13 protein-coding genes are annotated in these 14,187 nt (G+C 43.0%); 10 read left to right on the top strand and 3 right to left on the bottom strand.

The genetic code is table 11. From position 1 onward, the window contains the following. The gene (locus tag ACFSVN_RS00850) at nucleotides 1-1,737 is read right to left on the bottom strand and encodes a tetratricopeptide repeat protein (RefSeq protein WP_390297177.1); all 1,737 of its coding nucleotides are present in this window, start codon (nucleotides 1,735-1,737) and stop codon (nucleotides 1-3) included. A gap of 292 nt (nucleotides 1,738-2,029) precedes the next feature. Between ACFSVN_RS00850 and ACFSVN_RS00845 the strand changes: the two genes are divergently transcribed. The 9 genes from ACFSVN_RS00845 (at nucleotide 2,030) to ACFSVN_RS00805 (ending at nucleotide 11,005) form a co-directional block, all read left to right on the top strand. Then, nucleotides 2,030-2,680, top strand: a complete 651-nt coding sequence (locus ACFSVN_RS00845) for a GNAT family N-acetyltransferase (RefSeq protein WP_390297174.1) — start codon at nucleotides 2,030-2,032, stop codon at nucleotides 2,678-2,680. A gap of 2 nt (nucleotides 2,681-2,682) precedes the next feature. Further along, nucleotides 2,683-3,885, top strand: coding sequence for an argininosuccinate synthase (locus ACFSVN_RS00840; protein ID WP_390297172.1), 1,203 nt, complete (start codon nucleotides 2,683-2,685; stop codon nucleotides 3,883-3,885). Then, on the top strand, nucleotides 3,878-4,843 hold the full coding sequence (gene argC, locus ACFSVN_RS00835) for an N-acetyl-gamma-glutamyl-phosphate reductase (RefSeq protein ID WP_390297169.1): 966 nt from the start codon (nucleotides 3,878-3,880) through the stop codon (nucleotides 4,841-4,843). The genes ACFSVN_RS00840 and argC overlap by 8 nt, the downstream gene beginning before the upstream one ends. 1 nt (nucleotide 4,844) lies before the next feature. Beyond that, nucleotides 4,845-5,972 carry an aspartate aminotransferase family protein gene (locus ACFSVN_RS00830; RefSeq protein ID WP_390297167.1) on the top strand — a complete coding sequence of 376 codons (1,128 nt, stop codon included), beginning with the start codon at nucleotides 4,845-4,847 and terminating at the stop codon, nucleotides 5,970-5,972. 249 nt (nucleotides 5,973-6,221) lie between these two features. Next, nucleotides 6,222-7,175 (top strand): N-acetylornithine carbamoyltransferase, encoded by a 954-nt coding sequence (locus ACFSVN_RS00825; RefSeq protein ID WP_390297164.1) that lies wholly within the window; start codon nucleotides 6,222-6,224, stop codon nucleotides 7,173-7,175. After that, nucleotides 7,172-7,936, top strand: a complete 765-nt coding sequence (gene argB / locus ACFSVN_RS00820; RefSeq protein ID WP_390297161.1) for an acetylglutamate kinase — start codon at nucleotides 7,172-7,174, stop codon at nucleotides 7,934-7,936. The genes ACFSVN_RS00825 and argB overlap by 4 nt, the downstream gene beginning before the upstream one ends. A gap of 33 nt (nucleotides 7,937-7,969) precedes the next feature. Then, the gene (locus ACFSVN_RS00815; protein ID WP_390297157.1) at nucleotides 7,970-9,034 is read left to right on the top strand and encodes a M20 family metallo-hydrolase; all 1,065 of its coding nucleotides are present in this window, start codon (nucleotides 7,970-7,972) and stop codon (nucleotides 9,032-9,034) included. A 73-nt stretch (nucleotides 9,035-9,107) separates the two neighbouring features. Further along, nucleotides 9,108-10,397: an argininosuccinate lyase gene (gene argH, locus ACFSVN_RS00810; protein WP_390297154.1), complete on the top strand. Its 1,290-nt coding sequence runs from the start codon at nucleotides 9,108-9,110 to the stop codon at nucleotides 10,395-10,397. A 59-nt stretch (nucleotides 10,398-10,456) separates the two neighbouring features. Further along, complete coding sequence (locus ACFSVN_RS00805; protein ID WP_390297151.1) at nucleotides 10,457-11,005, top strand: 2'-5' RNA ligase family protein; 549 nt, start codon at nucleotides 10,457-10,459, stop codon at nucleotides 11,003-11,005. On the opposite strand, the gene ACFSVN_RS00800 is transcribed toward ACFSVN_RS00805, so the two are convergent. Together ACFSVN_RS00800 and ACFSVN_RS00795 are read right to left on the bottom strand one after the other, a co-directional pair. Further along, entirely contained in the window at nucleotides 10,977-11,756 is a 780-nt protein-coding gene (locus ACFSVN_RS00800) for a lysophospholipid acyltransferase family protein (protein ID WP_390297148.1), read from the bottom strand. The two genes, ACFSVN_RS00805 and ACFSVN_RS00800, sit on opposite strands and share 29 nt — an antisense overlap. A gap of 27 nt (nucleotides 11,757-11,783) precedes the next feature. Further along, on the bottom strand, nucleotides 11,784-12,542 hold the full coding sequence (locus ACFSVN_RS00795) for a GNAT family N-acetyltransferase (protein ID WP_390297145.1): 759 nt from the start codon (nucleotides 12,540-12,542) through the stop codon (nucleotides 11,784-11,786). Between the two features lie 313 nt (nucleotides 12,543-12,855). Between ACFSVN_RS00795 and ACFSVN_RS00790 the strand changes: the two genes are divergently transcribed. Next, complete coding sequence (locus ACFSVN_RS00790) at nucleotides 12,856-14,079, top strand: MFS transporter (RefSeq protein ID WP_390297142.1); 1,224 nt, start codon at nucleotides 12,856-12,858, stop codon at nucleotides 14,077-14,079. The last annotated feature ends 108 nt before the right edge of the window (nucleotides 14,080-14,187 follow it).

Genomic DNA, 14,187 nt, shown 5'->3' with positions numbered 1-14,187 from the left:
TTAATTAATTTTTTCTTGCAGATGAGTCCGGCTTGAATCTTCTTCCAGTGCTTTTTCCCACCAGTCCTGAGCTTTATCGAGGTCACCAAGTTTCTCATATACATCGCCCATATGCTCGAATACCTCAGCACTTGACTCCCCGGTATCGATCGAGGCCTTAATAAAACGCTGAGCACGATCATAATCTTCTAACTTAAAATATACCCAACCTACGGTATCTAAATACGCTGCATTCTCGGGGTTGACTTCAATAGCTTTTAGGGCTAATTCTTTCGCGCGTTCCAGATTTTCTCCGCGAACTGAAAGATTGTACGCGTAGTTATTCATGGCATTATCGTTTTCAGGGTCATACCTGAGGGCCAGTTCATAGGCTTCGTCAGATTCCTCATGTTTCCCAATATTTGCCCGTGTATCACCAAGCGTACTGTAAATAACAGATTTGAAAGGACGACGAGCCGGTGCTCTAACCGCATTGGAGAGCCATTGTTCAGCTTGGTCATTTTGATCCAATAACATATAGGCACTGCCCACAAAAAACTGAATAAAAGCATCTTCAGGAACTGATTCGGCCGCTTTTTTGCCTATCTCAACCGTTTCCTGGAATTTTTCCAGACTCATCAAAAGTTGAAGCCTTTGTCGCCAGGCGATCTCATCTTGAGGTAATAATTCATTTGCTCTCTCCAGGTTTTCGAGCGCTTTTTCGGACTGAGTCGTTTGTACATAATACTGACCGGCTAAGGTAAAAGCTGGCCCGTAATCAGATTCAGTTTCGGTAAAAGAGTCCAAGACTCTTTCTGTTTCTACACGAAGCTGGATGTTTTGCGGGTCATTTTGGATCCTTGAATATAAAAACCGGGCAATGTTCATTTTATCCTCTGCTTCTAACAGGGGATCAGAAATAAAATTAGTTAGTAAAGTGCCTGCACTGTCCCATTTTTGTTCGTCAAGGTAAATTCCAGCTAAATTAATGAGTGATTGAGGGTCGCGTGCATTTCGGGTTAGAGCATCATTAAGCGTTTCTGTGGCTTTTTCCGTACGGCCCGTGTTAACGTAATATTCCCCAAGCAAATTTAGCATTTCCAGGTTGTCCGGATCAGCTTCCCTGATCTTTTCAAGTTGTGCGATCGCTGAATCCGGAATTGCTAATGCTTCGAAGTTTCTAAACTTCATCAATAAAACGGACGGATCAGCACCTCTCAGTTTTAAAATGTCATTCAGGGTCTGATTTGATTTAACAAACTCCCCATAATCCTTATAAGTATCAGCGAGCATATATAGTGCATCAAAATCACCGGGATGATAATCGAGCAAGGTGTTTAACTCCCGGAGCGTTGCTTCATTTTGCCCGGCAGTTCTGTAAATACGAATAAGCTTCAGCCTGAACCATTTATTATCAGGTTCTGAATCTACGGCTCGCTTTCCATAAATAGCTGCATTTGGGAGGTCATTGAGTTGCAGGTAGGTATCTGCCAGGGCATAATCAATTCCGGTTGCCGAAGGCAGATTTCGTTTCGCTTCTAATAGCAACTGTCGTGCACTTTCATACTCTTCATTCTCAAAAGCTTCCATTCCTTTGATATAAGCGGACTTTCCGGACAGCTCTTCCTGAGTCTGTACTTGCCCATAAACAGGGATCACAAACAGCACTGCAAAAAATATATTCAGATAGTATTTCATGGCATTCATAGTAACGCTAAGTATAACAGGAAAGTGCCATTTATGCTTGCTTAGATTCATCTTTCTAAGCTTCTAATTGTGTTCTTTTAGCATTGTTTAGTTAACCTGAAAGAAATCTCAATTCATGTCCTGAAATTAGTATTTGTTTAACAAGTAATACTTTAGCTATTTTAGAGGCATGCTAATTCAAAGCACACATAGGATCAATTTCACTTCCCTTCGGCGGCGGCTCCGGCAACGGCGGTAGTCATACTATTGCTGCATCTTTAAGCAGCGCTCATCTTTTTACCGCGAGATCCTAACTGACAACTTCCACAGGCGAAGTTTATTCACTCACTTTTTTATACAATCAATGTCCGTTCAAATTTTCATAGCCACCGAAATACATACTTTCCTTGCAGAAGATATCTGCAATTTGATCGAAAAAGCTGCGCATCAGCGTGGAACCGGTATTGCTAAACGTGAGCCGGCATACATCAAAACTAAAATGACGAACGGTAATGCCGTTATTGCTTTAGACGGAGATCAGCTCGCCGGCTTTTGTTATGTTGAAGTCTGGGGAGATAAAAAATATGTAGCCAACTCAGGGCTGATCGTACATCCCGACTACCGAGGACAGGGACTTGCCAAAAAGATCAAAGCCAAAGCATTCGAACTATCCCGAAAAAAGTATCCCGGATCAAAATTGTTTGGCATTACGACCAGCTTACCGGTGATGAAGATCAACTCAGATCTGGGATATAGGCCGGTAACATTCTCTGAGCTTACTCAGGACGAAACCTTTTGGAAAGGTTGCCAAAGCTGTCCCAACTACGATATCCTGACCCGAAACAACCGCAAGAATTGCCTCTGTACGGGAATGCTTTTTGACCCGACACACCCCAATAACAAGCCTAAACAAGAACGCGAAAAAAACATAGCTAAATATTATCGCTGGGTGAAATTGAAAACCGTGAAATACCTTAAGAAAATTAATCCCATAAATTTGTTTTTAACCTTATAACCATGAGCAAAAAGAAAAAAGTTTTACTCGCCTTCAGCGGCGGACTTGATACCAGTTACTGCGCTATTTGGCTCGCAAAAGAAAAGGGGTATGAAGTTTATACCGCAGCTGTAAATACCGGTGGATTTAATGAAGCCGAAGAAAAAGATTTAGAGGAAAGGGCCAAGAACCTGGGCATCAAAAATCATGTGATGCTGAATGTGGAAGAAGAATTCTATAAAAAAGGTATCAGGTATCTGATCTTTGGAAACGTGCTTAAAAACCACACCTATCCGCTTTCCGTAAGCGCCGAACGTGTTTTTCAGGCTGTGGCTATAGCCGGGTACGCCAGGGAAATTGGAGCCGATGCTATCGCTCATGGAAGCACCGGGGCCGGAAATGATCAGGTCCGCTTTGATCTGGTTTTTAATGTAATGGCACCCGAAATGGAGATCATTACCCCGATCCGTGAACAGAAATTAAGTCGCGAGGAGGAGGTGGAATATCTGAAACAAAATGGGATCGATCAGGAGTGGGCGAAGGCAAAATACTCCATAAACAAAGGCCTCTGGGGTACTTCTGTGGGTGGGGCCGAAACGCTGACTTCACACAAAAGTTTACCTGAAGAAGCCTGGCCGACTGAGGTGGTTAATGATGATTCCTTATTGGTTGAACTGGGGTTTGAGCATGGCGAACCAAGAACGATTAACGGTGAACAATTAACACCGGTAGAATTGATTAAAAAGCTGGATTCTTTAGCTTCACCATACGGGATTGGTAGAGATATTCACGTTGGAGATACCATCATTGGCATCAAGGGACGTGTGGGATTTGAGGCTGCCGCTCCGATGCTCATCATCAAAGCGCATCAACTGTTGGAAAAACATACCCTGGGTAAATGGCAGTTGTACTGGAAAGATCAACTGGCAGAATGGTACGGAATGCTGATGCACGAAGGGCAGTACCTTGACGCTGTGATGCGCAATATCGAAACCTTCTTGGAGGACACACAAAAGAATGTTTCCGGAAAAGTATTTCTAAAACTAGAGCCCAAGCGATTTGGGTTGCAGGGTATTGAATCAGAAAATGACCTAATGGCTTCTAACTTCGGCCAATATGGTGAAATGAATAATGCATGGAGTGGAGAGGATGTAAAAGGGTTTACAAAGATTCTGGCTAATTCAATGCTCATTCAGCAAAAAGTACAGGAACAGAATAATGATTAAAGCAGGTGTCATGGGCGGAGCCGGGTATACAGCCGGAGAACTAATTCGAATTTTACTTCACCATCCTGAAGTGGAACTTAAAAGTGTGGTAAGCCGAAGTCACGAAAGAGAATTCCTGACTAAAGCTCATCCAGACCTGACAGGAGAAACTGATCTTAAGTTTGATTCAGATTTGAGTCAGGATGTAGATGTTGTTTTTCTTTGTTCAGGACATGGAAAGTCAAAGGGCCTGGTTGAAAAGGGAGGTATTCCTGACTCTGCAAAGATCATTGATCTGAGTACTGATTTCCGTCACAAAGATAGTTCTCACGATTTTATATACGGTCTTCCGGAGCTGAATCGAGAGGAGATCAAAAAAGCCGATCACATAGCCAATCCAGGATGTTTTGCAACGTGTATTCAGCTTACACTGCTGCCCCTTGCCCATGCCGGTTTATTGAGTGAAGATGTTCATGTAACAGCAATCACCGGAAGTACCGGCGCCGGCCAGAATCCAACCGAAACCACGCATTTTAGCTGGAGAAGTAATAACGCCTCTATCTACAAGCCACTCACACATCGACACCTCAAAGAGATCAAGCAAAGTTTGAGACAGCTTCAAAATGATTTCAACAATGAAGTTCTTTTTATCCCAATGCGCGGGGCCTTTACAAGAGGAATTTTAGCAGCGTCTTATTTATCAACCAAAAAATCGTTGAGTGAAATAACCTCAATGTATCAGGAATTTTATACCGACCACCCCTTTATTTATCTATCAAAAGATCCGGTGGATGTAAAACAGGTAGTTGGAACTAACAAAGCCTTTCTCTTTCTGCAAAAAGAAAACGGTAAAATTCTCATCACCGGGGTTATTGATAACCTGGTGAAAGGAGCTTCCGGCCAAGCCGTACAAAATATGAATCTGGTTTTTGGCCTAGATGAAACGACAGGACTCACTCTAAAATCAATGGCCTTTTAAAATGAATCTATTCCAAGTATATCCGCTTTTTGATGTGGAGCCGGTGAAGGCTAAAGGCAATAATGTGTATGATGCTGCCGGGCAGAAATATCTCGATTTCTATGGGGGACATGCCGTCATTTCCATTGGGCATTCGCATCCACATTACGTGGAGCGAGTGAATGCACAGTTGAATGATATCGGGTTTTACTCAAATTCAGTTCCCATCAGTATTCAGGAAGAACTCGCAAAGAAACTGGGCAAACTTTCAGGCTATAATAACTGGAACCTGTTCCTTTGTAACTCCGGGGCTGAAGCTAATGAGAATGCATTAAAAGTTGCCTCAGCTCATAATCAGCGCAAGAAGATCATAGCATTTAAAGGTGGGTTTCACGGAAGGACTTCCCTTGCAGTTTCCGTTACTGATAATCCAAATATCCTTTTCCCGGTGAATGAAGGAGCTGACGTTCTTCACTTTAGTTTTGAAGATTTTGAAGGAGTGGAGTCTGCTCTGAAAAATGAGGATGTCAGTTCAGTGATTATTGAAGGCATTCAGGGAGTAGGTGGAATTGTTGCTCCTTCCGTCAGATTCTTGAATCATCTGCGAAAACTATGTAATGAAACGGGCACCGTACTGATCCTCGACGAAGTACAATCGGGCTTTGGACGAACGGGTGAGTTTTTTGCTCATCAGTTGTTTGGGATAGAGCCGGATATCATCACAATGGCAAAAGGCATGGGTAATGGATTTCCGGTGGGAGGTGTGCTTATCCATCCCAAATTTGAAGCTTCATTTGGAATGCTGGGAACTACCTTTGGAGGAAATCATCTCGCCTGTGCGGCATCTTTGGCTGTATTGGAAGTTCTTGAGCAGGAGAAACTCATTAGTAATGCAAAAGCAATGGGCCAATATCTGGAAGCCGGCTTAAATCAACTTCCAAAAGTAAAAGAAGTACGGGCATTTGGGTTGATGGTCGGTGTAGAATTTGAAGAACCGGTAGCAGAATGGAGAAAGAAATTGCTTTACGGACACTACATTTTCACCGGCTCTTCAACCAACAAAAATGTACTGCGATTGCTGCCACCACTTTCCATTGGGAAAGAAGAATGTGACGAATTAATTACAGCGTTAAAGGAGGTTTTGTGGTGAGAAATTCCAAAATAAAGAAAGTCCTCCCTTGAGGGAGGTGCCGGACTGAACGAATGTGAAGTCTGGCGGAGGGTGTTGTCACCAAGGATAATTTAGGTTTAGTCAATCTTTTTTCTCCTTAGCACCAACACCTCTCACAACAAATCAGGAACAACTGATTTGTTGATCTCTCCTCAAGGAGAGACTTTCTTGAGTCCTAAAAAACTTGGGTTTTAAAAGTAACTATATAACAACAGTCTCAAATTAAATATGAACTCATTCCTATCCATAAAAGATGTTGAGAACCTTCCGGGATTGGTGAAAGATGCACTGGAAATAAAAAAGAATCCGAATATGTATAAAGAACTCGGACGTAATAGATCGATGTGCCTGATATTCCTTAATCCAAGTTTACGCACTCGTTTGAGTTCCCAAAAAGCAGCTTTTAATCTTGGACTGAATACTGCTGTGCTGGATGTTGGAAGTCAGGGCTGGAAGCTGGAATTTGAAGATGGCATCGTGATGGATGGCGATAAAGCTGAACACATAAAAGAAGCGGCTGCCGTAATCGGTTCTTATTTTGATGTGGTAGCAATCCGTGCCTTTGCCAAACTGGAAGACCGGGCTGAAGATTATAGTGAGCAGGTGATGGAATCCTTTAAAAAATACTGCCCTGCTCCGGTTATTAATATGGAGTCTTCGACGGGACATCCTTTACAGGCCTTCACCGACCTTATCACCATAGAAGAATATAAGACTGTCGAAAGGCCGAAGGTGGTTTTGACCTGGGCTCCACACCCAAAAGCACTTCCTCAAGCTGTAGCAAATTCATTTTCAAGATGGATGCTGGAAGCAGAATTTGATCTTACTGTTACCCACCCCGAGGGCTATGAGTTGGTTGATGAAGCCGTTGGAAATGCGAAAGTGGAGTATGATCAACAAAAGGCGTTTAAAGATGCAGATTTCGTATATGCTAAAAACTGGAGCAGTTATCACGAGTATGGGAAAGTTCTTTCAACGGACCCTTCCTGGATGGTAACATCAAAAAAAATGAGCCTGACAAAGAATGGTAAATTCATGCACTGCCTTCCGGTAAGGCGAAATGTGATCGTGGAGGATACAGTACTTGACAGTGATCAGAGTCTTGTTATTCAGCAGGCTGCAAATAGAGTGATCTCCATGCAAACCGTACTTAAGAATATCTTAGAGGGATTAAAGAAATGAATTCCATAAAAGTCATAAAAGTAGGGGGAAAGGTGATCGATGATGACCAGAAACTGGATACTTTTCTGGAGGCTTTCATGTCCATAACAGGCCCTAAAGTTCTGGTTCATGGGGGCGGATCAGTTGCTTCTGTGCTGGGTGAGCGACTTGGCATCAAACCGAATTTAATGGATGGCAGGCGTATAACGGATGCCGAAACTTTGGAGGTGATCACCATGGTGTATGGTGGTCTTGTTAATAAGAAGATCGTAGCAAAATTACAGTCACTTGGCGGAAATGCCCTGGGGTTATCCGGAGCCGACCTTAATATCATTTCTGCAAAAAAACGAGATCCCGAGCCCATTGATTTTGGATGGGTCGGGGATGTGGAACAGGTGAACTCGCAATGGTTTTTAAAACTCCTTGGTGAAGGTGTGATCCCGGTTTTAGCACCTCTTACGCATGATGGAAGCGGACATATGTTGAATACTAATGCGGATACCATTGCTTCATCCGTTGCTTCGGCTTTAAGCTCCGATCTTGAAACGGAACTCATACTTTGTTTCGAACAGGCTGGAGTGATGAATGGTGAAAAACTGATCACTGAAATGAATCTGCTATTATATCGGCATTTAAAAGGTACAGGAATTGTGACCGATGGAATGATCCCAAAGATAGAGGTAGGATTTCAGGCTCTCAAGAATGGGGCCAAGAAAGTGAGTATCAGGCATTATGAGGATGTAGCAAAGCCGGATTCAGGAACAGTTTTTATATCAAATTAGGTACTGGAAAAATTCACAACAACAGAATCAATCATGAATAAGATCGAGCAACTTACTGAACAGGCCATCGAGCTTTTGAAAAAGCTGATCTCAATCCGGTCTTACAGCGGCGAGGAGGATGAGACTGCCGCATTGATTTCAAACACATTGGAAGAATTCAGTTTTATTCCACAGAGAAAGGGAAATAATGTTTGGGCGTGTGCGGGTAAATTAGATCGTGAAAAACCAACTCTTATGTTGAATTCCCATCACGATACGGTCAAGGCTTCATCCAAATGGACTAAGGATCCCTTCACACCAGCTTTAGAAAATGGGAAATTATTTGGACTTGGAAGTAATGATGCCGGCGGCCCTCTGGTAAGTTTATTAGCTGCTTTTATTTATCTGTCTCAGCAGGAGCAACCTTATAACTTGGTATTTCTTGCTTCGGCTGAGGAGGAAACTTCAGGGAAAAATGGCGTTCCGATCGTATTGCCTGAATTGGGAGAAATTGACCTCGCCATTGTAGGTGAGCCCACTTCGATGGAGCTGGCTATTGCCGAACGTGGCTTGATCGTACTTGATTGCGTGGCTCATGGAGAAAGCGGCCACGCAGCGCGGAATGAAGGAAAAAATGCTTTGTATAAAGCCATGAAAGATATTGAATGGTTTCGCACCTTCCGGTTTGAAGAGGTATCCGAGGTTCTTGGAGAGATCAATATGACGGTTACGATGATAGAGGCAGGAAGTCAGCATAACGTGGTTCCGGACGAATGCCGTTTTGTGGTGGATGTGCGTCCCAATGAATTTTATTCGAATGAGGAAGTGGTTGAGATCATCCTCAAACACGTGGATTGTGAGGTAACTCCGAGATCAACCAATTTGAACGCCTCCGGAATAGCGCCCGATCATCCTGCAGTTAAAAAAGCTCAGCAATTGGGAATCAAAACTTATGGTTCTAAAACAATGTCGGATCAGGTTCACATGCCTTTTAACAGCGTCAAGATCGGCCCCGGAAGTACACACCGTTCGCATACGGCGGATGAATTTATTTACCCGGATGAAATCCGTGATGGGATCAAAACATATATTAAACTTTTGGACAACTTAAAGATATAACGTGTTACCGTGCTTATGTGTTAACATGTATTTCGTTAACACATAAATACATTTACAACTAAATACCTGAGATATGAAGAAACTTTGGGAAAAGGGAATTGAAACCGACGCATTTATTGAAAAATTTACGGTTGGGAATGATCGGGAATTGGATCTGGAGCTTGCGAAGTATGACGTCCAGGGAACCATAGCCCATATCACCATGCTGGAATCGGTTGGTTTACTGGAATCAGATGAACTTGAGGAACTCACAGATGAACTAGATCGCATTCTGAATGAAGTTATTGAACCGGGTGACTTTGAGATCGAAGAAGGTGTGGAAGACGTACATTCCCAGATCGAACTTATGCTTACCCGGAAATTGGGTGGTATCGGTAAAAAAGTGCATTCCGGCCGTTCACGTAACGATCAGGTGCTGGTTGATATTCGTCTTTATCTGCGCGATCAGATCAAAGAGATCGCTTCTCTGTCCAGGAAATTATTCGATACATTGATCTCGCAAAGTGAATCAAATAAGGCGATCCTTCTGCCCGGATATACACACACCCAAGCGGCCATGCCCTCGAGTTTTGGGATGTGGTTTGGAGCCTATGCCGAGAGTCTTGTGGATGATCTGGTGTTGCTCGAGTCAACCTATAAGGTCATCAATCGAAATCCACTGGGTTCGGCTGCGGGCTATGGATCTTCTTTCCCTTTAGACCGAACTATGACCACCGAACTGCTCGGTTTTGAGGGACTGAATATGAATTCTGTGTATGCACAAATGGGGCGTGGAAAAACCGAGCAAACGCTCTCTTTTGCTATGGCAGGACTTGCGGGAACGCTCAATAAACTGGCTTCCGATGTTTGCCTCTATAACAGCCAAAACTTCAACTTTATCAAGTTACCCGATGAACTGACCACGGGTTCCAGTATCATGCCGCATAAAAAGAACCCGGATGTATTTGAGTTGATCCGTGCCAAAACAAACCTGCTTCTTTCTCTGCCCAATCAAATTATGATGACCACTTCAAACCTGACCTCCGGCTATCACCGTGACTTTCAGGTTCTAAAAGAGATCCTGTTTCCGGCTATTCAGGAATTAAAGAATTGCCTGTTCATCGCCGATCATGCTACCGGAAAGATTCAGGTGAATGATCAGATCTTAGATGACCTAAAATACAAGCTCATCTTTTCGGTGGAAGCAGTAAATAAACTGGTGTTAGACGGAACTCCTTTTCGAGATGCTTATCAGAAAGTAGCACAGCAGATCGAAGATGGAAGTTTTGAACCGCCTACTGAGCTTAACCATACGCATGAGGGTAGTGTAGGGAGTTTGGGGAACGAGGAGATTCGAAGTAGATTGGATGAGTTAGAGATCTAAGTCACAGGATGTAAGGTCGTTGGCCTGATATCTTTCCTCTTTTATCATACTATCAAACAATGAATCAGCTTTATTTCATAACACTTATTCCGCCCTCTCCGTTAAGAGACGAAGTTCAGCAATTGAAGCTGAATGTGAGAGATAAGTTTGGCAGTAAACATTCGCTGAATGCTCCCCCACATATCACACTTTTGAGCCCTTTTCGTTTTGAGGAAAAAGATCCGGAACGTCTGCATTCTATGTTAGAAGTATTTACACAGGGATTTGATCCCTTTAAAGTTCAGCTACATGACTTTTCAACCTTTCCGCCCCGTGTAGTTTTTATTGATGTGGTCAACTCACCCGAACTCACCGATTTACAAGCCAAACTTGAAAAGCTGGCTCGATCGAATTCGGAGCTTTTCAACTACAACTATGATGAAAGGCCATATCACCCTCACTTGACGCTGGCCTTCAAAGATCTCACCAAAAGTGATTTTTATGCTGTTTGGAAAGAGTTTGAGGATCAGGAATTTCGAAAGGATTTTTTAGCAGAACAGCTTTTTTTGCTGGGCCACAATGGAGAGGAATGGAAAGTTATCAGGAGTTATCCGTTGGGACTGAAGTAGGTTCAAAGATCTCTTTCACATTTTGGTGCAGTTTCTCAGCAAGTTCTTTTCGGTCGTTCGAGATAATTGCTTTTTCACCAAACCGAATTTTGCAGTCGATCTTTGTTGTTTGTGACAGCTTTAACAGATGCTCCATGAACCCATCCCTTGCACCAAAAAAGCAAACGCTGTCTCTTGCATGTACATCTCGGGGACCGGTTTTGTAGCTGATGGATGCAGTATGCACCGGCACTTCCTTTTCCGCAGGGAATTGAAGTAAAGAGGCGTGGAAAGGTAAGATATCTTCTCCGCCTGATGAGGTAGCTTCAGGGAAAAAGATCAATCCCTGATACTCATTCATAGATTCTGACAATTCTTTATTTACCCTTTTTACGTCGGTTCTGCGGTTCCGGTCTACAAATATCACCCCAACAGAATGTACCATAAAACCCAAGATCGGCCAGTTTCGAACAGCCTTCTTGGCTACAAAAGTGCATTTCAGGCTCAGATAAAGTGGAACAATATCCAGATAGCTTAAATGATTAGAAACGAGGAAGAAAGGAGCATCCGGAGGCACTCCCTCTATTGTAACATCCATATTAAAAATGAAAGCAGTTCCTTCTGCCCAGGTTCTCATAAATAGATTTCGCCAAGGCTCATATCTTGATCTGAGGAGTTTGGGAATCACCAACCCTATAGCATATATGGTAAAGGTAGAAAGGGTAAATATGATCAGCAGGGCGAGCTTTGTAAAACCGCGAATTTTACTCATTAATTTAACTGCTGTAATTAGTGGTTTTTACCCAAAGAACATTTTTCTGGTCCGGTCAGATATGTTTTCAACATCAAGGAATATCATCACATATAGAAGTTCGAGATCTTCATGGTATGCCGGTTTGCTAATGATGTCACAGCCAACACTCAGGTAGTTTTCAAGTAATGCAGGAGCTTTGAACTTCTTTTTCAGGGAACACACTTTCTCCTCTTCGTTTTGCTTGAAAGGAGGTTTGGCTCTTATCTGATATTCTTTATGGATCACGCCCTGACTCTTAAGCTCCTCATAAATGGCCAGCCCTTCTTCAGGTGAAGTGGCAGGAATACCCAGGCTTCCCAGCAAATATCTTTTATCCAATGCTTGCAAGTAGCCTGCAAATCCTTTCCAAAGTAAAAACAGAACACGTCCGCTTCTGTGCTTTTCTTCTATACAAGCCCGGCCAACCTCGAAACTTTTAGAAAGGACTTCTCTGGGAAGATCCTCCAAATGAAACAGGCTTTCTGAGTAAAATCCCTCGCCCGTTGCCGCTTGTTCATACGTTTGTAATCGATAGGTGCCAACTATTTCATCGGATGCATTTTCTTTAACGATGAGATGATGACACTGAGCATCATATTTATCCTCATCAATATCTTTTGAGGAATCAAACTCCCGTTCAAGTTCCTGATAAAAAACCCGGTATCTCAATGATAGAGCGCCCTGTATTTCTTCGTCAGTTCGTGCAATACTCACGGTATACCGATGATTGGAAATATCCGGCAAGATCTTTTTTTCTGCTTTCAACTTTTGTCCTACTGTATTTTTTAAAGTCTCTGTATCAATTTTCTCTTAAGCCAACAATTTAGGGGATATAAAAGATTCCGGTTGTCAAATTTTAAAACCAAGAAAATTATGCCTGACCTCTAACTATAGTCTCATCATTGCCTGAAATGAGCGCCTAAAAATATCACTAAATCCATTCATCATTTCAATAGGATATCAGGAAAGGCAAAAGGTTGGTACTCCCTTTCAATTATCAGTATCATTGTCAGCATTCGGAACGGATTCGGCAAAAGCTGTTTTTAGTTTTTCCGTAATTGAACAATCCCCTATAATTTTGAGCACTTCAGCAGAAAGATCAAACCTTCATTTACTAAGTGATGTAAACCTTTATATCATATTTGGTATCACGTTAACAGCAGTGATGGGAGTTTCCTCCATCGCTCCTGCCTTTCCTTCCATTGCCGACGCTATGGATGTCTCGGCTCAACAGATCGGCCTGCTCATCACCTTCTTTACCCTGCCGGGAATTTTCATCACCCCGATACTTGGCCTTTTAGCGGATCGCTTTGGGCGGAAGATCGTTTTAGTACCCTCGCTGTTTCTTTTTGGGATCGCGGGTACCGCCTGTGCGTTTGCCACCTCTTTTGAGCAAATGCTTTTCTTCAGAGCACTTCAGGGAATGGGAAGTGCTTCATTAGGTGCCTTGAATTTAACTTTGATCGGAGATCTTTATTCCGGAAATAAACGTGCCACGGCTATGGGATATAATGGAAGTGTTCTGAGTATCGGAACGGCTTTCTATCCTGCCGTTGGTGGTGCGCTCGCTGTGATAGGCTGGCACTATCCTTTTTTCTTGAGCCTTCTGGCCATCCCTGTTGGACTCTTCGTCCTCACTAAACTGGAAAAAACCGGGTCTAACGGCGGACTCAATATGTCCGAGATCTTCTCCAATGTAGCCTCTTCACTGGTTTCAAAAAAAGTGATACCGCTCTTTGTGGGAATATTTCTGACCTTCATCATGCTTTATGGAGGATACATCACGTTCTTTACCATACTGCTGGATGAAAAATTTGGACAGAATTCATTTTGGATCGGTATCATCTTATCCGGCTCTTCTTTTATGACGGCCTACGCTTCTTCCCAGCTTGGAAAATTAACGACAAGATTTTCTGAAGTAGGACTCATTCGCACCGCCGCCATTCTCTATTTATCTATCTTTCTGATGCTTCCCCTTGTTGAAAACATCTGGTGGTTCATTATTCCCGTTATCATATTCGGAGCAGCCCAGGGTATCAATATCCCCAGCATTTTAAACCTCCTTACCGGCTATGCCGATAAAGAATATCGGGCAGCCTTCCTCTCTGTGAATTGGGTGGTAATGAGAACCGGTCAGGCACTTGGCCCCTATCTGTTGGGTTTGGTCTATGCCGGGTTCAGCCTCGATGCCACTTTTTATGCCGCCGCCTTTGCAGCAGGGTTGTTTGTGATCTCATCTGTATTCTTCATGAAAGAAGAGTGGTACATAACTGCAGATGCAAGTATGCTCGAAGATATGTAGCTCATATCCCCGGTATTCAATTCTATACATCGGGGTCATAGGTTCAAACAATTCAGGCCGGCGAACTCATCTTTATCTACCCTTGTTTTGTGAAAAAATGAAGATCAA

This window comes from Gracilimonas halophila (genome assembly GCF_042684365.1).
GTDB classification, from domain to species: Bacteria; Bacteroidota; Rhodothermia; order Balneolales; family Balneolaceae; genus Gracilimonas; species Gracilimonas halophila.
The sequence above is the reverse complement of the archived record's forward strand: the minus strand, read 5'-3'. Positions and strand labels throughout refer to the sequence as shown.

Coding starts and splice junctions, on each gene's coding strand:
- ACFSVN_RS00850 (WP_390297177.1), bottom strand. CDS start 1,737: ATGAATCTAAGCAAGCATAAATGGCACTTTCCTGTTATACTTAGCGTT.
- ACFSVN_RS00845 (WP_390297174.1), top strand. CDS start 2,030: ATGTCCGTTCAAATTTTCATAGCCACCGAAATACATACTTTCCTTGCA.
- ACFSVN_RS00840 (WP_390297172.1), top strand. CDS start 2,683: ATGAGCAAAAAGAAAAAAGTTTTACTCGCCTTCAGCGGCGGACTTGAT.
- argC (WP_390297169.1), top strand. CDS start 3,878: ATGATTAAAGCAGGTGTCATGGGCGGAGCCGGGTATACAGCCGGAGAA.
- ACFSVN_RS00830 (WP_390297167.1), top strand. CDS start 4,845: ATGAATCTATTCCAAGTATATCCGCTTTTTGATGTGGAGCCGGTGAAG.
- ACFSVN_RS00825 (WP_390297164.1), top strand. CDS start 6,222: ATGAACTCATTCCTATCCATAAAAGATGTTGAGAACCTTCCGGGATTG.
- argB (WP_390297161.1), top strand. CDS start 7,172: ATGAATTCCATAAAAGTCATAAAAGTAGGGGGAAAGGTGATCGATGAT.
- ACFSVN_RS00815 (WP_390297157.1), top strand. CDS start 7,970: ATGAATAAGATCGAGCAACTTACTGAACAGGCCATCGAGCTTTTGAAA.
- argH (WP_390297154.1), top strand. CDS start 9,108: ATGAAGAAACTTTGGGAAAAGGGAATTGAAACCGACGCATTTATTGAA.
- ACFSVN_RS00805 (WP_390297151.1), top strand. CDS start 10,457: ATGAATCAGCTTTATTTCATAACACTTATTCCGCCCTCTCCGTTAAGA.
- ACFSVN_RS00800 (WP_390297148.1), bottom strand. CDS start 11,756: ATGAGTAAAATTCGCGGTTTTACAAAGCTCGCCCTGCTGATCATATTT.